At 45.1% G+C, this 25,904-nt stretch carries 23 protein-coding genes; 12 read left to right on the top strand and 11 right to left on the bottom strand.

All coding sequences use genetic code 11. The features are described 5' to 3' along the window. Positions 1-15 precede the first annotated feature (15 nt). The 9 genes from IE103_RS12620 (at position 16) to IE103_RS12580 (ending at position 6,258) form a co-directional block, all read left to right on the top strand. A complete protein-coding gene (locus IE103_RS12620) occupies positions 16-477 on the top strand; it encodes a hypothetical protein (RefSeq protein ID WP_189346493.1) in 462 nt (153 codons plus the stop codon). Between the two features lie 27 nt (positions 478-504). Then, on the top strand, positions 505-810 hold the full coding sequence (locus IE103_RS12615; protein WP_189346492.1) for a hypothetical protein: 306 nt from the start codon (positions 505-507) through the stop codon (positions 808-810). Continuing rightward, the gene (locus IE103_RS12610) at positions 804-1,541 is read left to right on the top strand and encodes a PAS domain-containing protein (RefSeq protein WP_189346491.1); all 738 of its coding nucleotides are present in this window, start codon (positions 804-806) and stop codon (positions 1,539-1,541) included. The genes IE103_RS12615 and IE103_RS12610 overlap by 7 nt, the downstream gene beginning before the upstream one ends. Then, positions 1,535-2,122 carry a GGDEF domain-containing protein gene (locus IE103_RS12605; RefSeq protein WP_189346490.1) on the top strand — a complete coding sequence of 196 codons (588 nt, stop codon included), beginning with the start codon at positions 1,535-1,537 and terminating at the stop codon, positions 2,120-2,122. The genes IE103_RS12610 and IE103_RS12605 overlap by 7 nt, the downstream gene beginning before the upstream one ends. Positions 2,123-2,320: 198 nt before the next feature. Continuing rightward, positions 2,321-3,019: a hypothetical protein gene (locus IE103_RS12600; RefSeq protein WP_189346489.1), complete on the top strand. Its 699-nt coding sequence runs from the start codon at positions 2,321-2,323 to the stop codon at positions 3,017-3,019. Positions 3,020-3,163: 144 nt separating this feature from the next. Further along, positions 3,164-3,694 carry a GbsR/MarR family transcriptional regulator gene (locus IE103_RS12595; RefSeq protein WP_189346488.1) on the top strand — a complete coding sequence of 177 codons (531 nt, stop codon included), beginning with the start codon at positions 3,164-3,166 and terminating at the stop codon, positions 3,692-3,694. A gap of 204 nt (positions 3,695-3,898) precedes the next feature. Continuing rightward, on the top strand, positions 3,899-4,378 hold the full coding sequence (locus tag IE103_RS12590; RefSeq protein WP_189346487.1) for a thiol-disulfide oxidoreductase DCC family protein: 480 nt from the start codon (positions 3,899-3,901) through the stop codon (positions 4,376-4,378). A 39-nt stretch (positions 4,379-4,417) separates the two neighbouring features. After that, entirely contained in the window at positions 4,418-5,785 is a 1,368-nt protein-coding gene (locus IE103_RS12585; RefSeq protein WP_189346486.1) for an SDR family oxidoreductase, read from the top strand. Next, positions 5,782-6,258 (top strand): DUF2269 family protein, encoded by a 477-nt coding sequence (locus tag IE103_RS12580; RefSeq protein ID WP_189346485.1) that lies wholly within the window; start codon positions 5,782-5,784, stop codon positions 6,256-6,258. Before IE103_RS12585 ends, IE103_RS12580 begins: the two co-directional genes overlap by 4 nt. A gap of 12 nt (positions 6,259-6,270) precedes the next feature. Here the strand turns inward: IE103_RS12580 and IE103_RS12575 are convergent, their stop codons facing one another. The 10 genes from IE103_RS12575 to IE103_RS12530 form a co-directional block, all read right to left on the bottom strand. After that, positions 6,271-7,737: a DNA recombination protein RmuC gene (locus tag IE103_RS12575; protein WP_189346484.1), complete on the bottom strand. Its 1,467-nt coding sequence runs from the start codon at positions 7,735-7,737 to the stop codon at positions 6,271-6,273. Positions 7,738-7,821: 84 nt separating this feature from the next. Beyond that, positions 7,822-8,220, bottom strand: coding sequence for a group II truncated hemoglobin (locus IE103_RS12570; protein WP_189346483.1), 399 nt, complete (start codon positions 8,218-8,220; stop codon positions 7,822-7,824). Positions 8,221-8,305: 85 nt separating this feature from the next. Then, positions 8,306-10,816 (bottom strand): ABC transporter permease, encoded by a 2,511-nt coding sequence (locus IE103_RS12565; protein ID WP_229827268.1) that lies wholly within the window; start codon positions 10,814-10,816, stop codon positions 8,306-8,308. A 245-nt stretch (positions 10,817-11,061) separates the two neighbouring features. Next, a complete protein-coding gene (locus IE103_RS12560) occupies positions 11,062-12,309 on the bottom strand; it encodes a cystathionine gamma-synthase family protein (RefSeq protein ID WP_189346482.1) in 1,248 nt (415 codons plus the stop codon). Positions 12,310-12,763: 454 nt separating this feature from the next. Next, positions 12,764-13,996, bottom strand: coding sequence for a hypothetical protein (locus IE103_RS12555; RefSeq protein WP_189346481.1), 1,233 nt, complete (start codon positions 13,994-13,996; stop codon positions 12,764-12,766). Between the two features lie 122 nt (positions 13,997-14,118). Beyond that, positions 14,119-14,610 carry a hypothetical protein gene (locus tag IE103_RS12550; RefSeq protein ID WP_189346480.1) on the bottom strand — a complete coding sequence of 164 codons (492 nt, stop codon included), beginning with the start codon at positions 14,608-14,610 and terminating at the stop codon, positions 14,119-14,121. Between the two features lie 77 nt (positions 14,611-14,687). Then, positions 14,688-15,290, bottom strand: coding sequence for an RNA polymerase sigma factor (locus tag IE103_RS12545; protein ID WP_189346479.1), 603 nt, complete (start codon positions 15,288-15,290; stop codon positions 14,688-14,690). Positions 15,291-15,545: 255 nt separating this feature from the next. Beyond that, positions 15,546-16,424 (bottom strand): alpha/beta fold hydrolase, encoded by an 879-nt coding sequence (locus tag IE103_RS12540; protein WP_189346478.1) that lies wholly within the window; start codon positions 16,422-16,424, stop codon positions 15,546-15,548. Between the two features lie 142 nt (positions 16,425-16,566). Next, complete coding sequence (locus tag IE103_RS12535) at positions 16,567-17,607, bottom strand: flagella assembly protein FlgT middle domain-containing protein (RefSeq protein WP_189346477.1); 1,041 nt, start codon at positions 17,605-17,607, stop codon at positions 16,567-16,569. A gap of 47 nt (positions 17,608-17,654) precedes the next feature. Further along, positions 17,655-18,506, bottom strand: a complete 852-nt coding sequence (locus tag IE103_RS12530) for a ferritin-like domain-containing protein (RefSeq protein ID WP_189346476.1) — start codon at positions 18,504-18,506, stop codon at positions 17,655-17,657. Positions 18,507-18,562: 56 nt separating this feature from the next. Between IE103_RS12530 and IE103_RS12525 the strand changes: the two genes are divergently transcribed. Together IE103_RS12525 and hslO are read left to right on the top strand one after the other, a co-directional pair. Then, a complete protein-coding gene (locus IE103_RS12525) occupies positions 18,563-19,093 on the top strand; it encodes a gamma carbonic anhydrase family protein (protein ID WP_189346475.1) in 531 nt (176 codons plus the stop codon). 64 nt (positions 19,094-19,157) lie between these two features. Further along, positions 19,158-20,084 carry an Hsp33 family molecular chaperone HslO gene (gene hslO, locus IE103_RS12520; protein ID WP_189346474.1) on the top strand — a complete coding sequence of 309 codons (927 nt, stop codon included), beginning with the start codon at positions 19,158-19,160 and terminating at the stop codon, positions 20,082-20,084. Positions 20,085-20,340: 256 nt separating this feature from the next. Here the strand turns inward: hslO and IE103_RS12515 are convergent, their stop codons facing one another. Next, positions 20,341-23,076: an autotransporter family protein gene (locus IE103_RS12515; protein ID WP_189346473.1), complete on the bottom strand. Its 2,736-nt coding sequence runs from the start codon at positions 23,074-23,076 to the stop codon at positions 20,341-20,343. Between the two features lie 481 nt (positions 23,077-23,557). On the opposite strand from IE103_RS12515, the gene IE103_RS12510 reads away from it, so the two are divergent. Continuing rightward, positions 23,558-25,861: a DUF6600 domain-containing protein gene (locus IE103_RS12510; RefSeq protein WP_189346472.1), complete on the top strand. Its 2,304-nt coding sequence runs from the start codon at positions 23,558-23,560 to the stop codon at positions 25,859-25,861. The last annotated feature ends 43 nt before the right edge of the window (positions 25,862-25,904 follow it).

Below are 25,904 nucleotides of genomic sequence, written 5' to 3'. Positions count from 1 at the left end.
AGCGATAGTCCTACTATGTTAGTACAACGATCTCTATGCATCATCTTGCTGATACTTGCTGCGGCTAGTATTGTGGCTAGCACTAATGCAAGCGCTAACCATGCAAGCAATGATTTCGTCGTGATCGCCAATCCACATTCTGGCATTGAAAAAATGAGCAAAGATGAAGTGATTAATGTGTACATGGGTAGAAATCGAAAATTATCGTCCGGAGTCACCGCGCAACCACTAGACTTAGAAAACCCACTGACAGAAAAAGCCAACTTTTATAACATCATGGTGAATAAAGAGTTATCTGAAATTAGCTCTTACTGGGCAAGATTGATGTTCTCAGGACAAGGTTCGCCACCACGCCAGGTTGCCTCAGCAGAGGAAGCCGTTGAATTAGTTGGTAGACTCAAAGGCGCAATTGCCTACGTCGATAGAAAGAAAATTGATAAGCGTGTACGTGTGGTATTTGACCCTAGCCGTAACTAATGATTTTCTAAACAAACATCGTCACTCATGCATAAACTACTACAGTTACTACAGTTGCTACGTACAAGCATCGTTTATCGTAGCAGCGCCCTAGTACTGTCTATTGCTTTATGTGTTGGTGGTATGTTTGCAGCTTTTACCTATTTGTGGGAATCAAATACTGAACAAGAACTCACCAAAAATCGTATGGGCACCTTGTTAAGCACCGTCGAAAACACAGTGAGTATCGCCTGCTATTTATCGGACACCAATCTCGCAAAAGAAGTCGCGCAAGGTTTATTAAAAAATGAAGATGTCGCCAGCGTAAAGATTTATTCGAACAAACCTTGGTAGATTTATTCAAAAATGTATCGCCACAATCAAGCAATCGCTTACTCAATAAACTAAAAGAGAACTTGATCATACAAAGAGAAGTTTATTCGCCATTTAATCCTGCTGAGGCGGTGTGCCAAATAGAAATCAAACCCAACATCAGTTTCATTCGTGAACAAATCAACACCAAGGCGCGCTTCATTGCGCTGTTACTGGTCCTACAGACGCTCATCATGGCTGGCGCGGTCGTTATCATCGTCATGTATTTAATCACACGCCCGATCAAAACCATCTCCGATCGTCTACATCATTTATCGGCCGATGCGAAGACCACGCTACCGCTCCCACCCGGCAATGAAGCTGATGAAATTGGACAATTGGTACGCGATGTCAACACTTTGTTTTCTAAACTATCCCATCTTTTGGAAGATGAACGTGATTTGCGCGTACAACATCAAATTGGCGAGAAAAAATTTCGCGCCATTTTCGAAAACTCGGAAACCGGAATTTTTTTACTGAACCCGAATGGTGAGGTACTCTCTTCGAATCCTGCTTATCGACGTTTATTCGCTATTAGTGACGAGGTCTCTTCAGAATCCATTAAATTTAGCTTAATTCAAAACCTAAATGACTATGCACTACGATTACAAGGCATGCTAGAAAATGCGACACATGATGAGCAAGTTTCGTCAGAAGATTTTTTGCTCGAAGTGGGAAACCCGCCGCAAAAAAATGGATCAATTTGGTGCTGAGCTCAGTGGAAAATAAAGTCTTACAAGGTTTGGTCAATGATATTACCGAACGCAAGATGTTAGAAGAATCGGCAAATCAACTGGCGATGACGGATCACCTTACCAACGTCGCGAATCGTTTAGGCTTAGAAAAAAATGTCGCCAAAATTCAGTTTGAAATGCATGCTGGTTTAATCGGCAGCTTTTATGTGTTGATGATTGATCTTGATGGCTTTAAGGCGGTCAATGATCAATACGGTCACGAGATAGGTGACAAGGTATTACTACACTTCACGCAACTGCTGAGCAAGATTGTTCGCAAATCAGACTTTATCGCACGCACTGGTGGCGACGAGTTTGTCGTCATCTTGAAAGAAGTCGATGCGATTGAAAAAGTTCAGCATATCGCAAGCAAGATTATTCATGAAGCTTCGCAAATGATTGAATTTGGCGAATCGATCCAGATTCAAATTGGCGCAAGTATTGGTATTAATTTGGTCGATCAGGCCAACTTTGATATGGCGAAAGTTTTACAGCGAGCCGACGAGGCAATGTATTACGCGAAGAAATCCGGTAAAAATCGATATCATGTTTTTTCTTAATCGATACCAAATTTTCGTAGCGGTACTAGCTTCTGCTGCTTCTATCAATTCGAAATACAAGCAACCACTCTCTAGCATCGCTTATTAATACCCAAGGTATTGCTCAACGATCCTCTCCGCTGGTTTGTCAATTTAATTGCCTAAATCATGTCAAGCACATTATTCTAGCGACTTTCAGCTTGCCTATGGATCATCCTCATGTTGTCATTGCAGCGCCATCAGTCGGATGTTAATTACTTTCAGCACTCGCTGACCCAACGAATTTTCTCTGCGAGTGTCGCCTTGATGGTCTGTACACTCTTCATTAGTCAGCTAAATCAAGATTTCTTGCGAAAAATCGTACCCACCAACACATCAATGCCGACTACGATGATGTTTACATTGACTCGGCCAGTTGCTGCAACGCTTGAGAAAAAACCTCTGATTTCGGCAAATGCTACAGCACTAAATCAGGAACCAAATACTCGATCTATCACCAAACAAAGTAAGCAAAACCAACAAACTGCGCCACAAAGTACACAAACCCAAGTAGTGGTCGGCGATCCTCAAATCAAGCAAGAACAAGAAACTGAACGTGAATTGATCACCATTTTCCCAGAACAGAATGGTAATAGCTCTTCGATCGCGAGCCCAATTAATCAAGTCAATAAAAGTAACATCGCCAAATATGGTTTCGATAGCGCTGGGGTAAGAGGTGCTTATGAAGCGAGTAAATCAGATATTCAAAAGATGGCTGAAAAAAACGGTACGACTCTAGAAAATTCAAAGCCGTCTAAACACGATCAATTCCAACAAGCGGCAAATCGAGCAGCAAAGCCAGACTGCTTACGCCAAGGTGCAAGTATCTTATCCTTGTTCGTGGTCGCGTATCAGGCCGCCACAGATCACTGTAAATAATTGCAAGCGAAGTTCGTTTATACGATCAAATACTCTTCGATAGAAGTGTGGATTTATAGCCCTATCGAAAAATAACTTTATACAATTGAATATTTCCTTAATTTCTGTCTTGACAGAAATTAAGGAAATCCCTACACTACCTACATGGAACTTACACCTGTCAAACAAAAATTTATTCTGCACTGGGGCGAAATGGGCACCATGTGGGGTGTTAATCGCACCGTCAGCCAAATTCACGCCCTTTTATATATTGTTGGTACGCCGCTGACTGCAGAAGACATTGCCGATACGCTAGGTGTCGCACGTTCGAATGTGTCGAATTCACTTAAAGAATTACAGAATTGGAAATTGGTCAAAGTAGCCCATGTGATGGGAGACCGCCGTGCGCATTTTGAAACCTCACTCGATGTATGGGAACTGTTTCGTACCGTAGTGCGCGAACGCAAAGAGCGCGAATTAAGCCCGACCATCACAACACTGCAAGCATGTTTAGACAGCCCAGAGATCGATCAAGAAGACCGCGCCAGCAAAGCACGTATTGCTGAGACGCTAGCCTTAATGAAGACGCTAACAAGTTGGACTGATGAAATGTTGCGGCTGGAACCCAGCACCTTGATGAAGCTATTAAAAATGGGCGCAAAGGTACAACAATTTGTACGTGGCGAAGAAAAGTAATAGAGAAGATGCACACATAAACAAACGCGCGTCACAGCTCATCGATGCGCATTTTTTTTTGAAATCCATTTCTGTCTAGACAGAAATAACTGAATTAAAGGAATACTCGAATGAAAAGCTTAACTCATTGGCGGACATCGAAGCCTCTAGCCTAATTTCAACTCAAACTTAAACTTAAACAGGCATCACAAACCAAGGAAAATCATGCAAGCGAATACCTACCCACTCACCTTGCTCTACGATGAATCATGTCCACTGTGTAAGTTAGAAATCGACAATCTACGTGCCCGCGATACGCAAGATCTACTGCGCTTCATCGACGTTTCCGCAGACGATTTTGATGACTCAAGCTATCAAGCCAACAAGAAAGAAATGATGGAAATCATTCATGCAGTGCGCGCCGACGGCAGCATAGTGAAAGGAGTTGAAGTATTTCGTTTAGCCTATGGTGCAGTTGGCTTGGGCTGGATTACGGCACCGACCAATTTTCCACTACTCAAACCCTTGTTTGATTGGGCATATATTCGCGTTGCTCGCAATCGTTATCGTTTATCAAACCGCTTTTCTGGCGTGTTATTCAAAATTGCTGCCGATCGTGCTGCTAAGCGTGCATTGAGAAACAGCCAAGTATGCAAAGATGGTCGATGTGAGCTAAGAACCCGCGCAGAAAAAAGTGATGCCTAAATTTATTGACGTTTGAATTCAGACTGAAAGAAAATTCGTATGAAGATCCTCATCTGCGGCACCCATGGCTTTGTCGGTCGGCATATACGCCAATATCTAATAGAAGCAGGACATCAAATCATTGATGGTGTGCATCAATTTAGTGATGTGGCTAGTAGCAAAAATAATCAACTATTGATTGACTATAGTAAGGACACGTCAAGCAGTATCTGGGAAAAACGCTTTGCGGCCTTGGCTAGTGCAGCACCTTCTACACCGATTGATCACCATGCTAACTCAGGCCACATCGATATCGTTATCAATGCGGTAGGCATTCTTAACTCCAATAAAAGTGCCTCTTTTGAAGCGATCCACCGCGATACACCAATCGCGCTATTTCAAGCAGCGAATAATGCAGGGGTCAAAGGCATCGTACAAATTTCGGCCTTGGGTCTAGACGATCACACGCAACATGATGCAAGCTCAAGCGCGGAAACACTTAGTCCTTACTTGCAAACGAAACGCGATGCAGATCAATTTCTAAGTCAACTCGCCTGTCCGCATTTAATCTTGCGCCCCTCTCTCATCGTTGGAGTCGATGGCGTCAGTAGCCAACTATTTCGTAGTCTAGCTAGCATGCCTTTGATTGGCTTGCCAGGTAAAGGTGAGCAAACTCTACAACCCGTACATATCGATGACCTTTGCCATTGCATAGGCAAATGGGTGACACAAATAGAAAATAACTCAGCAAAACCGCACCAAATTATGCATGCGGTCGGCCCGACGACTATGTCTTATCGCCAAATGCTGGCGCATTATCGGCAATCGATGGGATTAGGATCAAGCTGCTTCTTGCCAATTCCTATGGCGATCATGCGTATCGGTGCTGTGCTTGCACAATACCTGCCACAAAAAGTATTCGCTCCCGAAACCTTGCGCATGCTAGAACAAGGTAATACGGCAGATTGTGCACAGTTCAGTGACTATTTAGGGCATGCACCGAAAGCAGCAAACGCGTGGTTTCACCAAAGTGAAGCTAGTCGTTTGGCGGCAGCCGCAATCGCCACTTGGTCTAAAGTCTTATTTCGCTTCGTGCTCGCCTTGTTGTGGATCGCAACCGGCATCATTTCATTGTGGATTTACCCACACCAAGAAAGCGCACTTTTGCTTTCCCAAGTGGGGATTAGCGACGCCTACACCATGCCGCTTTTGTACGCAGCGAGTGGACTAGATTTTGCCATCGGCATCATCACACTCACTCATCCTAGCCGACGTTTATGGCAAATCCAAATTCTCGTGATCTTGCTGTACTCCCTGATCATCAGCCTTGCTTTGCCTGAGTTTTTGGTTCACCCATTTGGACCGATTTTGAAAAACCTTCCCATACTTGCCATCCTATTCGTACTGCTTGCAGGAGAAAGAAAATGAACACCTATCTACTACTAAAAACACTGCATATCATTTCATCGGTTCTCTTGGTGGGCACAGGGTTTGGTTCCGCCTTTTACCTATACTTCACACATCGCAGTAACAACCTCGCTGCAATTGCGACAGTAACGCGCTTGGTGGTCATCGCAGACTGGTGTTTCACTACACCAGCCGTCATCATTCAACCGCTGAGCGGTATCGCAATGATGTATTTGGCTGGGTGGCAATTAGATACGCCATGGATTATGCTGAGTATCGCGCTGTATCTATTAGCGGGAGCGTGTTGGCTGCCAGTGGTCTGGTTACAAATTCAAATGAAGGGCATGGCTGAAGCTGCTTATCAACAAGGAGCAAGCTTATCTGCGCGTTATTGGCGATACGCACGTTATTGGGAATACTTAGGTTATCCCGCCTTTATTGCAATGGTCGTCGTATTTTATTTAATGGTGAATAAGCCTCAATTGTGGGCTTGATCTATGCCAATGTTAGGCTTCACCATCCTCGCCACTGTCTTCGATTCCTAACAAACTTTGTGCGGTATCGGTAGGCAGTGCCTCAACTAACTTTAATTTACGTGTCATTTGGCGCGTGCGTACTTCTGCTTTATCAATATTGTCGGCAGCTTTGACCAAGGCATTTTTTGTCGCAGCTAAAACATCGCCAAACTTACCGAACTCCGTTTTAACAGCACCCAACACTTGCCATACTTCCGATGAACGTTTTTCCAAAACCAAGGTTCTAAAGCCCATTTGCAAGCTATTTAACAAAGCCGACAAGGTTGATGGGCCAGAAATCGATACGCGATAAGTTCGCTGTAATTCATCAGCCAAACCTGGGCGACGCATCACTTCCGCATACAAACCTTCGGTCGGCAAAAACAGCAAAGCGAAATCGGTCGTTAAAGGCGGCGACAAGTATTTTTCTGCAATAGTTTTTGCTTCATTGCGAATCACGCGCTCCAACTCTTTGCCTGCTTGCGCGACACCGTCGGCATCAGCACGTTCTGCAGCATCTAACAAGCGCTCATACTGTTCTTTCGGAAATTTCGCATCGATTGGCATCCAAACTGGTGCCCGATCATCATCCTTACCTGGCAACTTAATTGCAAATTCAACTCGCTCACCACTATTCGGAATCGTCTCAACATTTTTGGCGTATTGATCAGGTGTCAGCATTTGCTCTAACACCATCTCTAACTGAACTTCGCCCCAAGTGCCGCGTGTTTTCACGTTGGTGAGTACACGTTTTAAGTCGCCGACACCGATCGCCAGTTGTTGCATCTCACCCAAACCTTGATGCACCTTCTCAAGGCGTTCCGACACTTGCTTAAATGACTCGCCTAAACGCTGTTCTAAAGTTGCATGCAATTTTTCATCAACTGTCTTACGCATTTCTTCTAACTTGCTGGCGTTATCGGCTTGCAGTTGCTGAATTTTTTGTTCTAAGGTGGCGCGAATCTCAAGCATTCGTTGCGCATTCGATTCAGTCATGCTGCTTAAGCTTTGATTGAGCGTATCGGCAAAGTGTTTCAAGCTCAAACCCAATTCTTCGCGGGCGCTTTGGCCTTGTAAGGTTAGCGCTTGACGCATCTGTTCTAATTGTTGCGCGTTACTTTCATTGAGCTTGACTAACTGCTGTGAAAACGCATCAATCTGATTATTTTGCAGCGTGGCGACACTGGTTAGTTGCGCGCTGACGGTCTGCTGGAATTGGCTAAAATTGGTGCCTAGCTCTTGTCGCGTTGCTTGCGCTGTCGATTGCACTTGTTCACGCAAACTCCGTTCGCTACGTTCTTGTGCTTGCTGCTGTTGATTCTGCATTTGCTGTAGTTGCGTTTGCAAAGCTAACAATTGCGCATCCTGAGTACTGCCCTGCTTGCGCATTAAAATGAGTAGCTGCAAAACAACGACTACGGTAATTGCAAGGCTCAAGATGATTTCGATGGTGTTCATGTAGTTTTGTCTTATGTGTCAATGAAAAGGCCGAGAGCTTGTATGGCGGTCGAGTAAAGAAAAATCAAACCATAGCTCAAGACATTATCCTGGAGTGTTGCGCATCCAATCAGCGGTCTGATAAAACGAATTCATTAAATGTTCTTGCAAAGCCTGCTCAATTCCTACATCCTGCATCGCCCACGCCATACAACGCAGCCATTGATCACGCTCAGCAACACCAATTGCATAGGGCAAATGCCTTGCGCGCAAACGTGGATGACCAAACTGTTCGATATACAAGTTCGGGCCTCCCATCCAGCCTGATAAAAACCAAAACAACTTATCGCGCGAACTATCATTTGGCTGCGGATGCATTTGATTGATACCGGCAAACTCCGCTTCTAGTTGCATCAAATCATAGAAACGATCGACCATCTCGCGCAGTTTTTCAGCACCGCCTATCAATTCGTATAGATTCGATTTCTCTTCTTGTTCTTGCATTATTTCTCAACTTCTTTAAATATTTTTGACTGTCTTTTTACTGTCTTTTTATTGTCTATTTGCGCATTGCCCACTTTGCGACAAGCTAGCTATTTCTCAAAGACAGCAGAGGCGGTTGACTCAACACATTGCGCAAACCTAACCAACCGCCAAGCAGTGCACAAACTGCACCGACGACAACACCAGCGCCGATCACCACAGGCGAGAAAGTCCAAGCAAATTTAAATGCGAAGGTGGCGAGTACCCAACCGATCGCTAAGGCGCCGCATGCTGCAAGCGCCCCAGCCAAACTACCAACTAATAAAAACTCGACCCACTGCGCCTGCGATAATTGCTTACGCGTTGCACCCAAAGCGCGTAGCAACGCCGCTTCCCGCATACGAATATCCTGCGATCCAGCCAACGCAGCATATAAAACTAAAATGCCTGAAACTAAAGTGAATAAGAACAAAAACTCAACCGCGGTAACGACTTGATCTAAGATGTCTTGCAATTGCTTCAAAATCGCGCCCACATCCATCACAGTTAAATTCGGGAAATCTAATGTCAATTGATTGGTAAATTGCTTTTGCTCGTCAGGTACGCGAAATGCAGTGATGAATGTTTGCGGCATGTCTTGCATTGCTTTGGGATTAATCACAACAAAGAAATTCACGCGCATTGATCCCCAATCCAATTTACGCAAGCTTGTGACTTTGGCAGATACTTTTTGACCAGCGATATCAAACACCATTTGGTCGCCTAATTTCAACTTCAAAGTCTTCGCCAAACCTTCTTCAACCGAAGCTTCTGGCTCCGTTGCGCTAACATCTTTGTACCATTCTCCAGCTACCACTTTATTTAAAGCTGGCAATTCGCTCATAGTCGAGAGATTAAATTCCCTCTCCACCAAAGAGTTAGCGCGTTCATCTTGATAGGAATTCGGTTTTAATACTTGATCATTAATTTGAATTAAACGCCCACGTATCATCGGATAAATCATGGGTTTAGCAAACTTCTCTACACGCTGTGCAATTTCTTCTTTTTGATCAGGTTGAATATTGATCACAAAATGATTCGGCGCATCTGCTGGGGTTGATTGCTTCCACGCAGAGATTAAATCACCACGTACCACGGTCAACAACAGCAGCGCCATCAGCCCTAAAGACAAAGAAACCACTTGCACCACAGTCGCTCCAGGTCGACGTTGCAAAGCTGTGATCGCAAAACGCCAAGCGGCAAAATTAAAGCTCGTGCGCAAACGTTTCAAGACAAAAATACTCAACCAAGCAATGAAAGAAAACAGGAATAAACCAAGGATAAAACCGACTGCCACCATTAGCCCAACTTTGACATCGCCGGTTTGCCACAATAATAAAGCGATAAAAATACCAAGACCCAATGCATAAGTCGCAAGACTCATTGCCTTAGGCGCATCTTGCTCGCGACGAATCACTTGATTGTGTGGCACGTCGCGTAACTGCAAAATCGGTGGCATCGCAAATCCCACCAGTAACAAAATACCGACTGCAATCCCTTGCAATGCAGGGAGCATACTGGCGGCAGGCAAATCAACTGACACCAAACCACCAAGCCACTCCAATAATAGGAAATGACTTGCAAACCCAATCAAGACACCCGCAATACTACCGACGATACCTAGCATCAAAAACTCTAACAGATACATGCTAGTCACTTGATTTTGAGTCAAACCCAAACAACGCAACATCGCACACGCATCGATGTGTCGCAGCATAAAACGGCGCGCTGCCATCGCCACGGCGACCGCTGCCAACATAGCGGATAGCATACTCACCATCGATAAGAATTGTTCCGCACGATCCAGAGTCGTACGCAATTGCTCATTGCCATTCGTAATCGTCTCGATGCGTACACCTTTGACATTTTGTTCGGTCAGACTTTTATCTAAGGTCACACGAAAGTTTTCTACGGCTTGCTTTTCGCCCGCAAGTAATAAGCGATACGTGATGCGCGAACCATCTTGGATTAATTTTGTCGCCGCCAAATCCTTCTCGGAAATCATGACACGTGGTGAAAAACCAAGAAAACCAGCGCCGCGATCTGGCTCAGCTGCAATACTTTGCGTAACAGTAAATTGCTGTTCACCGACACTAATCTTGCTACCAATTGCGATCTTTAAGCTTCCTAATAATGCAGGATCAACCCAAGCGGTGCCGACCGCGGGAATATGATCAACGGCGACTTCCTTTTCGCCTTGAACCAGTTTTAACTTACCACGTAGCGGATAGCCATCGGTCACTGCTTTTAGCGTAACCAATTTGCTCATCGCAGCATCACCCTCGCCCGCCAAAGCCATGCTAGGAAAAACCACCGTCTCGGCAGTCTTCAATCCATTTTGTTGCGCTAGCTGCTTCCATTCTGGACGTATCCCCTGTGTCGATACCACTAACAAATCCGCACCTAATACTTGATGTGCATCGCGCTCCAAGCCGCTGCGCATACGATCGACAAAAAATCCGACTGAGGATAATGAAGCCACCGCGACCATCAAGGCAATTAACAAAAATCGAAGTTCACCAGCACGCCAATCGCGCTGCGTCATGCGAACTGCTATAGGCAAGATAAATGAAAACATGGTGCTCCTATCTAAGGAATTTGCTGGTACAAGTGTTACGGATAGTATGGTTTCTACAATAAGCACAAACCATACAATAATTACTGATGCTAATGGCGATATCGACCAAGCTGCAAATTAAAATCGGGGCAAGCTTCAATAGCACAAATTGAAACGTCAATTTGCTCAATGCAGGTCTGTAATCAATATTACTAAGTGCCGCAATTCACCTAAGCAAATGGCGGCATAATCGCAGCGACAAAAACTTAATCAAACTGATTTAAAGCATTTGCAAAGTCTTGCAATAAATCTTCGGTATCTTCAATTCCGACTGAGACACGAATTAAGGAATCAACGATACCCATTTCAGCACGACGTTCCGGCCCCATCTCAAAGAAAATCGTATGCGCAACTGGGATCACCAAGGTACGCGTATCCCCCAGATGTGTGGCGTTAATCGCTAGTTTCAAGTGATTCAAATAATCAAAACAATCAATTTCTGGCTTTAACTCAAAACTCAATAAAGCACCATAGGCACGAAACAACTCGCTCGCGAGCGCATGTTGAGGATGTGACTCCAAGCCTGGGTAGTGCACCACCGCCACCCGCGGATCAGCCTGAAGCAAGCGCGCTAATTCCAAGGCATTTTCGCTTTCACGTTGCATACGCAGCGCCAGTGTCTCGGCACCAACGGCAATTTGGTGCGCGGCATCGGGCGAAATGGATGCACCAAAATCACGTAAAGCCTTTGCACGTAGTTGCGCCATTCCTTGCTGGGCGGAAGCGAGCTTACGGAAATTGGAAGCGATATGCGGATAACTAGCCCAATCAAACAGACCCGTATCGGTCAATGCACCACCCAATACGTTGCCATGACCCGCAATTGATTTAGTTAAGGAATTCACCACCAAGCCAGCACCGACCGCTTTAGGGCGGAATAAATAAGGGGATGTCATGGTGTTATCCACCACATACAGAATGCCATGTTGCTGACACAACTCACCGATACGTTTGAGGTCGGCGATTTGCGTACGCGGATTCGCGATCGTTTCGACAAACACCATACGGGTTGCTGGCGTAATCGCGGCTGCCACTTCTGCAACATTGGTCGCATCGACTAGGGACAGCTGAATCCCTTGCTCCGCGCAAGTTTGCCAAACACTATTAGTGTTCCCAAACAAGAACCGCGAAGAAATAATATGATCGCCCTGACGCAACAATCCCTGAAAAACTGCGCCGATTGCCGCCATACCCGTAGCAAAACACAAACTCGCGATGCCATCTTCCATTTTGCTAATCTTATCTTCCAATGCGGCGACGGTAGGATTGCCTTGACGTCCATAGCGATAACCGGCTTGCTTGCCTTGAAATACATCGGCTAATTCCCTTGCATTTTTGTAGCCATAAGTCACCGAGCTATGAATTGGCTTATGTGGCGAACCATGTTCGATTTCTTTTTGACGGTCATTGTGCAAAATGGTGGTGGTAAATCCGTAAGGCTTCGCTGTGCTCATGATAAAAATAGATAAATGGTTTATCAAAGTTAAGAGTTTAACCTAGTTTCAGCGCTTGCTCTGCTCGAGTTCCATAGACAAACTTCAAGTAAATTAGATAAAGCGCAAGCGAGCCTATCGCGATCAAAGTCAAAATAAAAAAGCGAACCGATTCACAAAATCGATTCGCTTGGAATTGCGCTTATTCCGCTTCTTCAACAGACTGAAAGCTCAATGTTTTTTTGGGTAAGACAATTCAATAGCGAGCTGCCCACTCCAACTTCAGTTCAATATCGTTCAGCTGAAATTTAGGAATTAAAGCATTATTCTTTAAGAGTTATGTATTTAATCAATTAATCTTTAAAAAAATAGCGAATCAATGATGGTATTGATTCGCTATATGCCTTGGCTAGGCAAAACCGATGTGATCTAAAATCAAATTCAAATCTTTGATTTCATAATCGAGTTCAATTGCTTATTTCTTTTCGATCAGAATTTCTCGTTCGATCTTTGGACTTTTCTCAGCTTTGTCCGCTTTGTCTGCTTTATCACTCCAATCAAATTTCATCGCCTTGCCCATCTGTTTTCCGAATTCAGTCACCTTGTAATCACTAGGTACGGTGAACATGGATGCTGGAACTTCGTCGCGCTTTACATTTTGAAGACGATAGATGCGATCACCCGATCGTGGATCACTGTGCTTAGAATACACAGTGATTTGTAATTCAGGAGAAACCCAACTTTCATCACTCACTACAATTGGATTGGCGTTACCAATTTCACCTGCAGGGATTTCATAGCTTGCCAACTTGCCGTCGGCTTTGATGCCGTCAAAGTCGCGACTTCCTAATGCTTTGGTTTGTCGCTTGGACGACCATTTTGCGTCACTAAAGACACGAGAGAAATTGCTGTCAAAAACCGCGCTTCCTGCATGCACTTCGATATTTCGTCCCATTTCAGGACCGCGTACATCTATCGTCATATTTTTCTCTACATCACCGGAAATTACTTTACCGTCAGCTGACTTGACGGCGCGGCGTATCACCACGTGGCGCTCACCTTGTTTATCACCTTCACTTGCTAACTTCAATTCAATCACATCCTTTCCATCGGCAGCCTTGGTGATGTTTTCTGTGACGATGTTGAGCGACTGTTTACCGCCCTCTTTCCACTGCCCGACTGGCAGCATCTTGAGCGCTGTTTTCGATTTTGGATTCAGAATTAGGCGTCCATTTTCGGGGTCGTGAATAATGATGCTTCTCACTTCGCCTTTAGGGTCGCGTATCTCTTCTCGCGTGCGTCCTTGCGAATCACGGTAAGTAAGCATCGTGACCTTATTTGAAATCAGATTACCATCTGCTAATTTCTGCTGGTTTTCGGTAACCACTTCCGCGCTATATGGCGCATTTTTTACAAGTTTTTCACCGATACGAATGCTCTGAACGTTCGATATCAAATCCGCACGCGGCGCTTGTTTGATCAATACTTCGCTACGTATCATTTCACGTCGATTATCTTGCTTTTTTTCGGTTTCTTTTGTCGCTGCTTTTTCATTCTGTGGACTATCCGTGTCACTCAAATGAAATTCAAACGCGACGATTTTATCTGCTGTGACATTGAGCTTAGTCGCATAAACGGGTGTCGCAAATATCGCGGCGGACATCATCGCTAACAACATAGGCTTTTTAAAATTGGTTCTGGTCAACATATTTTCTCCTTCTTTATATTTTCGATTTGGTTCGAGTACTCTGCGAGCGCTCTCTAAACCTACTTTTAAGCGCACTGATGACAACTCAGCGCTCTAATTTCTATTGCACTTCTACGAATGAATTATTCGCTAGGAATAAATCGAACCGCCAAATACTCATCGTTCTCACCTACTAACATCTCTGCTCTCGTGGTATCACTTGCCGCTTGCGGATTGACCGGCACACCTAGGGAAGCCAATACTGTATGCGGAACCTCGGCACGCACAATGCGCATACTTTCTTGCTGCAAAATCGTCTCGCCACTCTCAATCGCGATAAATGGGATATCTTCATAGAGCGTATCTGCATCGGCTGCAAATCCCGGGCTGACTTCAAAAACAGTCGGCTTATTCAGCACTAGCAAACACACCAACAGACTCATCGCCAACACACCGCTCCACTGCCATGGCTCAGAAAGGCATTTGCGCCACCAGCTTGGCTTTAGATACTGCTGCTGAAACGCTTTCAATAAGTTTTCTTCTACTTGCGGACTAGTCTGCAAGTGATGCATTTCTTGTTTGAGTACCGTAAATGCAGGTTTTAACTGTGCATTCACTTGATCGAGGTCTACCATTTCATTTCTTTCTTTTGGTGAATCTGATCTGCTTATCTGTTCTGCTTATGTACTGGCTTGATAGAAGACAATCTGTCTCAAGCCGCCTCACGTCGATATGCTTGCAAGCGCTCAGCCAAAGCTTGACGTGCGCGTGACAAACGAGATCGCACCGTGCCTACATTGATCTGACAAATATCCGCAATATCCAAATACGACATTTCTTGCATTTCATAGAGAATCAAAACATCACGATAATGTGGTAACAGATCATTGATCGCGACACGTAAATCCTCTGCCATTTGATGTTGCAGCAATCGCTCTAAGGGATTAGGTTCTTCACTCATCACATCCATCGATTCATCCATATCATCCGACTCAGAATCAGACAATGTCGATACCGATTCAAGATTTTGAAAACGATGTTGAGTAACTTCATCGAACTTCATTGCAAGATTGCGCGCGACACCAAACAGAAAATACAGCAGGTTTCCTTTTAATCCATCGTAGTGATATTGATTGCTCATCAAGCCAACAAACACTTCTTGCACCACATCAGCCGCTACTTGCGTTGATCCACAACGCAATACAGCGTAACGATACAAAGCCGCCTGATGACGACGATATAAGGCAACAAAAGCCGCTTGATCGCCATTGCGCATTCGTCGAACTAATTCAATATCCGGTAACAAGTCGCTCATTCGTGATGGATTTATTCTTGGTTAAGCTGCGTTCATACTACTATTCCGTTTGAGATAAAGAAAAGTTCCCAAATTATCGCGAAGTAATTTGCTGTACTCGATATTTTTTTACTCGACAAGAACATTAGGCGAAAAAAAACCTGTAAGGTTTTAATGTCTTACAGGTTTTAATAATCGATTTACAATTTCCAAAGTGACTCTTCACCAATCTCGGCAGCTTCAGAAATCGAATCGTCATTACGCCATCGTGCCAATTTACCGCGCCAGAAACTCCTCTATCATCTGCGCCAATACTTCGGGTTGGTCATGATGCAACATATGTCCTGCATCCATCACGATCTTGGCCTGCAATTGCGGAATGAATTGCATGCGTCGATCAATTTCCACGCGCGCTTCTTGCTTAGAACCGATCATGCGCCAGATATCCGTATCATTTGCCTCGACCCACAACACTGGCGCCGAAATATTCTGCCAGCACTCTAAGACTTCATCAACGTGATATAGCAAAGGGCTAGAATTTTTATGTGCAGGATCTGCTAATAATTCCCACAAACCTTGTGCATTCTCCTTGGACCAATGCTGCGCTAAGAAATTTGCGCGCTCATCTGATAAGCGTGGATTAGTTTTTTGCAATCTTGCGGCAACTTCGGCAAGACTCGCGTACGGGCGCAAGCTTGGTACTTCACGCAATTCATCTAGCCACTTACGATAGCGGCCAGGCGCTTGCTTGGCCTGCGTCATCGGCATACCAAAGCCCTCTAGATTAATTAACTTAGCGATACGCTCCGGGCGCACACCAGCATATAGCATGGCAATATTACCGCCCATGCTATGTCCTAATAAATTGACAGCTTGATCTGGAGAGTAATGCAGCAAAATCGCATCTAAATCGGCCACATAATCAGGAAACCAATAACTTTCAACTTTAGGATATTCGGTCAAGCCGAAACCTCGCCAATCTGGCGCTATCACGTGCCAGTCTTGCGCCAAGCAATCCACCACAAATTGAAACGAAGCGGCAACATCCATCCATCCATGCACCATAAATAATTTAGGTGCGTCGGGATTGCCCCAATGACGAATGTGCATATTCAATCCACGCAGGGCGATAAATTCGGAGCGGCTGGCTTTCATATCATTAACCTTTAAACAAAAATAGTACGACCGTTCGATTATTATAACCCATCATCACGAAAATGCTGCATCACACAAAAAAAGCCTTGGAGATTTTCTCTTCCAAGGCTTTGATTAAGGCGACAAATAAGAGATCAACAGATCAAGGCTTGGCTCCATCAAAGCGAACAAAATCACCCACCTTCACTTTGACCGCCTTTGCTTCGCCGCTATCTTGTAATTCACCTATCGCAAATTGCAATTGAGTTTGATTCAGTTTGACATTACCCATACTGGCCTGTGCCATACCGTAGTAGCTAGGACGTGCCTGCAATGCGGTGAGACCTATGGTCGGCAACTGATCATAATCAGAAACCACCAGCCCAACATCACCAACAATCAAACTCGAATTCACGCCGGCATCTAACATGATTTGATTGCCATTGACCTGAATAATGCGCGACATCATTGGAAATACCGCCAAATCTTTTCTAATCCAAGCAACCGATTCTTCTATCACCGAATCAATCGCTTTACCAAAACTCGTTGCATAGAAGGCGACGCTACCGAAAGGTTTATCGCGCCCCACTTTTGCATCATCTTCAGCAGGGCGATATAAATGATGACGACTCAAAAATGCGCCTGTCAAACCATCATAAATAGCGAATTCAATTTCAATGTGACGGCTACGATTTTCCATTAGACCGAATAGTTTTTTATCGCTACGAATGCCGGCATTGCGTACTTCACCAGCGATCACAAATTGCGCATCATTTTCCGCAGCGACTTGTTTAACCAACTGAGCAGATGGCGGATCTTGTTTCAGTTCAAACGACAACAAGTCTTTCGACTGACGCGTTAAAAAATTGCCGGTACGTTCAAGTCGACTGAGCATCTCTCGCGGGATGCCTTGTGCCACATCATCTAAATCCTGCACTTGCAATGGCACTTTGACGGCGAAACCAGTCATGACAATTTTCTTTTTTAATACGCGATGTTCGACAACCGGCACAGGCTTTGGCTTAACGAAAAGACTGCATGCAGTTTGCGAAAGCACCAACATCAAAACAATGCTTGTCATCCAAGCTTTTTTTGTGCTGTTTGATTTTCTTGGATTTGCGCTAAGCCCTAGACGATCGACGCGATCGGCGCGATCACAACTAACGAAAGGATCAAATAAGCATTGAATACGATGTCCCATCATTTACATCCCTTTTAATTTTAATTTATCGATTTTCTTATGCGACTTTTTTATGCGATCTTCATCGCACTTAACTCTGCCGGGGTAAAACCCGCGGCCAATCGCGCCTCTACATTGAACGGCGCACGCAATACTGGTGCTCTAAATTGCAACGCCAACTCAGCAAAGCAAGTAATGGGATCAAGTTGCCGTTGCTCGCAAAGAAAGCCAAACCAACGATTACCAATTGCTACGTGGCCGATTTCATCACGCAAGATAATATCGAGTATTTCTGCTGCGGCTTGATCTTTCGCTTGTGCCAATTTGGCTTGCAATGCTGGCGTTGCATCTAAACCTCGCGCTTCCATCGTTCTCGGTACTAAGGCCATTCTCGCTAATACATCGCCCTGCGTTTTTTCCGCCAACTCCCACAAACTATTATGCGCAGAAAAATCACCATATTGATAGCCCATCGTCACTAAGTGATCTGCGAGTAGACCAAAATGGTAAGCCTCTTCTTGTGCCACTTGTAGCCAATCTTGGTAATACGCTTCAGGCATATTCGGAAAACGCCAGACTGCATCAAGTGCAAGATTGATTGCATTAAATTCAATATGCGCCAATGCATGAATCAAACTAGCGCGACCTTCGGGCGTATTCATTGCCCGTCGTTTCACATCTAAAGGCGCCACTAACTCTGGTCGCGCTGGTCTCCCCGGAATTTGATAAGCGCAAGACAAGTCTGCTTCGGTATTTAAGGCGAGTTGACGATCCAAATAAGCCGCTCGCATTGCAGTGACACCTTGTGCCTTTAAGCGAGCATCAGGCTCGGCCAGCCAAAATAAGGCTTGTTCACGTAGTTCAAGTGGAAGTGTAGTTGTTAAAGTTGAATTGGAATTTGGTGCGAGAGTCGGCGAATTCATGCGTTGGGCGGTAAAATGGCGTTAAATTTGGAATCCCTCTATTTTACGGAATAATCATGGCCATTTATCAGTTAGCTGACATTTCCCCTGAAATTGATGCCAGTGCCTACATCACCGACAGCGCCCAAGTCATAGGCAAAGTCACCATCGAGGCAAATGCGAGTGTCTGGTTTGGCACAGTTATACGTGGTGACAATGAACGTATCCACATTGGCGCCAACAGCAATTTGCAAGAATCTTGCATATTACATACTGACCCAGGTTTTCCATTAACGATTGCAAACAACGTCACAGTTGGACACCAAGCGATGTTACATGGATGCACAATTGGCGAAGGCAGCTTGATTGGTATCCAAGCAGTGATTTTAAATGGTGCGAAAATCGGAAAAAATTGCTTGGTCGGTGCGGGCGCGTTGGTCACGGAAGGAAAAGAGTTTCCTGATAATTCGCTGATCGTTGGCTCACCAGCAAAAGTAATCCGCACACTCGATGAAGCCGCAATCGCAAAAATGCACACCAACACGCAAAACTATGTACGTCGTGCGCAAGAATTTAAAACACAATTAAAACGCATTGATGTCGAATAAAAAAACGACCACTCAGTGTCGATAAAAACAAGCAACGGTAATTGAATCAACTCTAGGAATAACTGTGAACGATAATCTGCAAAAATTTATGTTTGAACATGCCGGTGTACGCGGCGAATTGGTTGAACTTTCTGAGACTTGGCAAGAAATTTTGTCACATCAAAATTATCCGCACCCCGTAAAGGTGATTTTGGGCGAACTTCTGGCGGCAGCCAGCCTACTCAGTGCCAATCTCAAATTTAACGGCACGATGGTCATGCAAATTCATGGTGATGGGCCAATTAAACTACTGGTAGTGGAGTGTGATTCTGCACAACGTTTGCGAGCCACCGCCAAGCTTGCAGCGGACGCAGTGATTACCGACAACGCTACACTGGCAGAGTTAGTACACAGCCACGGACAAGGTCGTTTCGTTATTACCTTAGACCCGAACGACAAATTGCCGGGCCAACAGGCTTATCAAGGGATAGTTCCACTAGACGGTGATTCGGTTGCCACCATTATAGAAAACTACATGATGCGTTCAGAACAGCTTGATACCAAACTGTGGTTAGCTGCAGATGCGCAAGTGGCTCGTGGGCTATTACTGCAAAAATTACCGAAAATTGGTGGTACCGAATCCAGCGTAGAAGATGAAACCGAAGCATGGAATCGCGCAGTCATTTTAGGTAGTACCTTAAAACAAGAGGAATTACTCAGTACCGATGTCAACACCTTGATGACACGTTTGTTTTGGGAAGAAACGATACGCGTATTTGACCCTGTACATCCACAATTTCATTGCAATTGCACGCGTGAAAAAGTGGGCGACATGCTAAAGATGTTAGGCGAAGAGGAAGTGAATTCAGCCATTGCAGAGTTGAATCAACTCGATATCAATTGTGATTTCTGCGGCAAGCACTACAGTTTTGATCAAGTCGATTGTGCGCAATTATTTACTACTAATACCTTAGTCGATGGTGTCGTTGCACCGAATGCGATTAAACATTGAGTTTAAATTCAATCTGCATTCATTTAGCACGACTTGATCGACTAGTTTGTGCACTTGATGACTTGCTAGTTAATGTACCTATTGAACATTTGTTCCTGCTTTAGTTACACAACTACGTTATCTTCATTCATGTGAATTCTTCCGTGTGTGTTCAAAATTTAAACACACACGGTCGTTACCCAATACCAAAATCATTCAACTGCATCAAGAACTAGCATTCTGCTTACTCGCTGCCAGCATCTTCATCTTTGAAAAATTAATATTGATAAGAGAATCTTACATTGAATCGATTCGATTTATTTTTCGCATTCGCATTGGTATGACTAAAATTAAAGATAGCCATGATGCCGTTTTTCCAAATCATATCTGCACCCAGCGAAACCAATACCACGCGCCGATCTAAATCATTATTCGGCACCAAATACACGGCATCGGGCATGTCGACGTAATTGATCTTCAAGCTATCGCGTCTAGCAAAATCTCGTTGCAATTCAAGCTTTAAGCGTGGAACCAACTCACCCCAAGAAGTCGCAAGCTTGATCTCGCTATTAAATCCTAACGTACTGCGTTGGCTTTGCATTGTCTGTTTATGGTAGTGCAATAGATAAGCACCACCGCCAGATTCCGAAAATGGATCTAATTGAAGTTTCGTTAAATCGAGGCGCAAATATGGAATCAAGAGAGCTTTGCCAATACTCACATCGCTACTAAGCGCGCCAGAGCTAATCATTTGCGTACCATTCCATTCGCCATAAGCAAGCGCTTGGTCGTGAACATCAAACCGAGCGAAACGGTCTTGAATTTGATTCACACCTATCATGAAAGAAAAACGCATGGACGGAAATAATTGCGTCGTCAAATAGCTTGCTGCTGTATTGGCACTTGCCTTCATAAACGAAAGATCTCGCTCAGATTCGCTATGGTCGCGCGCATAACCAAGTCCAAAACCAATATGCGTTTGTCCACCTGCAAAACAACGATCACCACCCGCGCTCAATCCAAAAGTCGAGTACTTCAAACCATTCATAGTGCGATAGCGTCCCGCACTATTTAAACCAGAAACCCAATACGAAATTGGACCGCATTCAGTCACAGTATTCTGACCCGCAGTACTTTTTCCGTTCGCTGATTGCGACGCTAAGCTCAACATACGTCCATTAAAGTGTTCAATTTGCGTTTGTTCAAAATGGCGAACCGTCGCAGTATTCGCGGCAAACATCGCAATTACACCTGGATCTTTTGATGGGTCGGGGCGAGGAACAACGGTGATCAATAATTGTGCAGGATTCGAAATACCACCAATCGCTGTCGCGGTTAGTTGCAGGCTATCTAATCCAACATAACCAGCGGTTGAACTATACGTCAACACAGTTCCACTAATACTTGCGACGCCATGGGTGGGTGAACTATTCAAACGAATACTTACACCATTAAACATCGGGCCTGAGATTAAACTCGCCAAATCAATACTAGCGCTACGGCCAGTCTCGACAGTTAAGCTCGCATCCTTGAACACTGGCGCTGCAGCAACCACCGAAATCTGTATCGTCGCAGAAGCAAAACTACCATTCACACCAACCACTGCATACGTCACGCTATCAGAACCAACAAAGTTTGGCTTCGGTGTGTAGTTCAATCCCAGCCCTTGCACCACAGCAGTTCCTTGAGTCGCAGGCGTAGTCAAATTCAACCGAACCGCACCTGCGAGCGAAGGAACAGGTAAAACGTTGTTAGCACTATTTGCTTGAACTGTGATGTTGTTTAATGCGCCAGCAATAGGCTTCACCACAATTGCCAAACTTACTGCATTCGACACTCCGCCTGGACCAGTTGCGGATACCGTCACAGCATCATCGCCAACATAACCCGCATTGGGCGTGTACAAGATATCGGTGCCACGAATTATTGTTGTTCCATGATTTGCAGGCGTGATGACATTAATAGCTGTTGCGATACCGACAGTTTTTGGAATAATCAGATTAGCGCTACTATTGGCAGCAACTTCAAAGCTTGCAGGACTCAATACTGGGGCAAGCGCTTCCACATTGATCGTAATCATCATCGGAGCAGATGTTCCACCTGGTCCAATTGCTCTGATGGCGATACGATCAGCACCATAAAATCCGGGCTCTGGCACATACCGAATAGCGAGCCCCTCAACCGTCGCGACGCCTCGACTTGGAGGTGTCGCAATATCGATCGCGGTTGCACCGCCACTGATGGTCGGCGTAATCAAGGCAGTAGTACTGTTAGCAGTCACTCGGGCGCTGCTTGTTTCAATTACGGGAGTCGCTTCTGTCACACTGATCGACATCGTCACTAACGCGGAGCTTCCACCTGGACCAATAGCTTGATAACGCAAAGAATCGCTACCGAGGTATGAAGTATTTGGCGTATAAAAAATACTTGAACCGCTAACAACTGCCGTCCCATGCGAGGGCGTACTAGCTATTGAAATCGAACTAAAATCGCCAGAGATTGTAGGCATCAGATTATTGCTCGTGCTGTTTTTGCTGACTGTATGAGTTGAATCACTTGCAACTGGTGCTGGAACTGGGGGAGGCGTTACAGTAATCACGATCGTGGTGGTGTAAGCAATTGGTGCAGAGAAAAATGTTGCACTTACGTTGACGGTTACTGTGTAGGTACCAGTTGCGCTTGGCGTACCTGAAATCACCAGTTCATGATTTGATGTAGCTGGCGGGGGCTTCGGAATCGTCGAACTTGAGATGGCCGGAGGTAAGGCCCCAACCACGGTATAAACATTATCTTGCGTTCCGGTGCCAGCAAAATTACCTGAGAATGCCTGCCCTTGCGCCATCGATAAATTTACTGTCGCGCCACTGTTAAGAGTCGTTTGCGCTTGAACTAGGCTAGAAGTGCCCATCAAGATTAGTATAACTTGCAGCAAAACATGGCGGGCACGAATACGCTGTTTGACTCGCCAATACACCAACAAAAGGATTGATGTAATTACTTTTATTGTTTGCATATCATCCCCCCGGATTTCGCCTGATGTGAAACTTACTGATTGGTTTTAATTACCAATTTAGTTAGATAAGTTAAAAAAGTGTACATCTCAAATTAAGCAAGCGATACAAGATGTCTCTTTTCAGCATATCCATAGCTTGATTACATCAAACCTAATTTTGGACAGGTGGACTCATTTGCTTAACAAATCACGTACAGGAGACGGAAGCATTTCTAAAAACGTATGAAACGAGAGATCTAAAAAAAAAATAAAGTGACCTCCACAATCGTGATTGTAAATAAGCGTAAAGTTGATCGAATCAGCGCACGAACCTACCTACAATTGAGCTAATACAGTGAAAGAACAGTGAAAATACAGCGAAACAAAGAAATTTTGGCATTTTGTGAATTTTTGTGACATCCAAAATCAGATCGACTGCGTTATGAGCACACAGGTAGTACCGCTGACACTTTCAACTATTCAAATGTGCGAAAGAAACATCATGAATATACTGCAACACCCCAAGAAAATCGCTAGTCTCACCGCCCTCGCCATCGGTTCCTGGTTTGTAATCAGTGCAGCGCAGGCGCAAAATAATCTGCCACCGCCGCCGCAATCAAGCGCATCAAATAATGTGCAAAATGGTACCGAGGATCAAAATTATGAACCGCCCAGCCGTGTCGCACGCGTCGGCTACGCATTCGGCAATATTAGCTTTGCCGATGCAGGTAGTAACCAATGGGTTCCTTTATTAGCCAATCGCCCTATTTCGACCGGCGATAGTGTTTCGGTTCCTGATGGCGGTCGTGCCGAATTGCAGGTAGGCGCGAATGCATTACGTTTGCACGAACGAACCCGGGTTAGTTTCATCACATTAAATGATGAAAACACGCAAATTCAATTGTCGCAAGGTAGCTTAGTATTGCGTGTGCGCGCCTTACAAGAACGCGAGAATTTTGAGATTAATACGCCCAATCTCAATTTCTCTATTCAAGAACCTGGTGAGTACCGCATCAATGTCAATGATGACAATACAAGTACCGTGATGGTTCGACGTGGCATTGGTGTCGCTCAAGGCGATCGCGATATCATCACCTTACGCGAAGGCGAACAAACCCGCTTCTCCGGCACCAATTTAAATCACACACAGATTGCACGAGTTCCTCCATTCGATAGCTTTGATCAATGGGCAGCCGATCGTGATCGTGCGGAGGAGAATTCGATTTCTGCCCGCTACGTGCCACGCGATATGGTTGGCTACCAACAATTAGATGAATACGGCATTTGGGATACGCATGTTGAATATGGTGCGATTTGGTATCCACGCGGCATTTCCGTTGGCTGGGCACCTTACCGTGATGGCAAATGGGTTTGGGTTGCACCTTGGGGCTGGACTTGGGTAGATCGCGCACCTTGGGGTTTCGCACCTTATCACTATGGACGTTGGGCCTATGTCGGCAAACGCTGGGGCTGGGTACCAGGCCGCTATGAGCGCCATCACCGCGCAGTCTACGCTCCTGCACTAGTCGCATGGGTTGGGGTCGGTAGCGGAGGCTTAAGTGCAGGAATCAATTTGAGTTCTCGCCATAGTCATGGTCCATCAGTATCGTGGTTCCCGCTTGGGCCTGGCGAAGTTTATCATCCGCATTACACACGCAGTTCTCGCTATATCCAACACGTGAATCAAACAGTGATCGTCAATCACGCTACAGTGATTAATCGCTCAACTCGTGGCTATGACACTTATCGAAACGATCGCTACCGCAATCAACATGTACATAACGCCATCACCTCGGTACCGACACAAACCTTTGTACGCGGCGATCATGTGTTTCCAGCTTCTTCTTCGCTTAGGACATCTGACACCAAAAATATACGCGTCAATCTCGATGGCCCGAACTTAGTGCCCGAGAAAAACAATCGGTTTGGCGATGCGCGTCCACGCAACTGGCAAGAAAATGATCAGCTCCGTAGCCGGCCAACTATCTCTGGATCAAGCCGAGGTGAGCCAATCAAAATCAATGATGCAGGCAGAATCAATCGTTACGACGATCATCGTTCGGACAATCGCTCAGACAATCGCACTATCGATAATGATCGATTTGGGCGCGCAGACAGAACAGAAGTGCGTCGCCCCGAAATTCGTACGGAGAGTAGCCTAGCAACGCCAAACACGATACCGCAGTCACGCAGCTTGAATGCTACGGATCGTAGCAGCGCGAATGCACAGCGATTTGAACGCCCTACACAAACCGAATCGCGTGGATTTAATTCAGCAGAATCAATTCCACAACAAAACGCGACGATAGCGACGCAAGCGCCGAATAATTCCTCCTCTGGTATTCGGACGGTAGAAGAAATGTCCGCTGAACGAAATAACCAAAGAATACGGATTAATCGTATCGATCCGATTCGCGAATATCGTAATGAGGTCAACAGCAATCCCACTGTGAATCCAATGCCGCAATCAAACGCAGAAATGAGCGTCAATCGACCAGTCAATATCAGTAATGAGCGCAATGTTGAGCGAGTGGATAGATTTGATCGCACTGATCGCTCTGATCGCATAGAGCGTCGCGTTGATAGAGCAGATCGGGTACCTGAGCGCATGCAAGAACGTATTCAAGAGCGTCCGCAGGCGACAATCCAACGAGAAATGCCACGCGAGATTTCACAGCCAAGACAAGAAGTTAGAATGGCTGAACCACGACGTGAAACTGCGCCAGTGATGCGAGTTGAGCGCCCAGAGCGAGAAAAGACCTCAGAGAATAAAAAAGAATCTAGACGTGAAGTACACGAACAGTAAATAAAACCGCATCGCAGTTGATAAAAAAAATAGGGAGTTCTGA

The sequence above is a fragment of the Affinundibacterium macrobrachii genome (assembly GCF_014652415.1).
Taxonomy (GTDB): domain Bacteria; phylum Pseudomonadota; class Gammaproteobacteria; order Burkholderiales; family Burkholderiaceae_D; genus Undibacterium; species Undibacterium macrobrachii.
The sequence above is the reverse complement of the archived record's forward strand: the minus strand, read 5'-3'. Positions and strand labels throughout refer to the sequence as shown.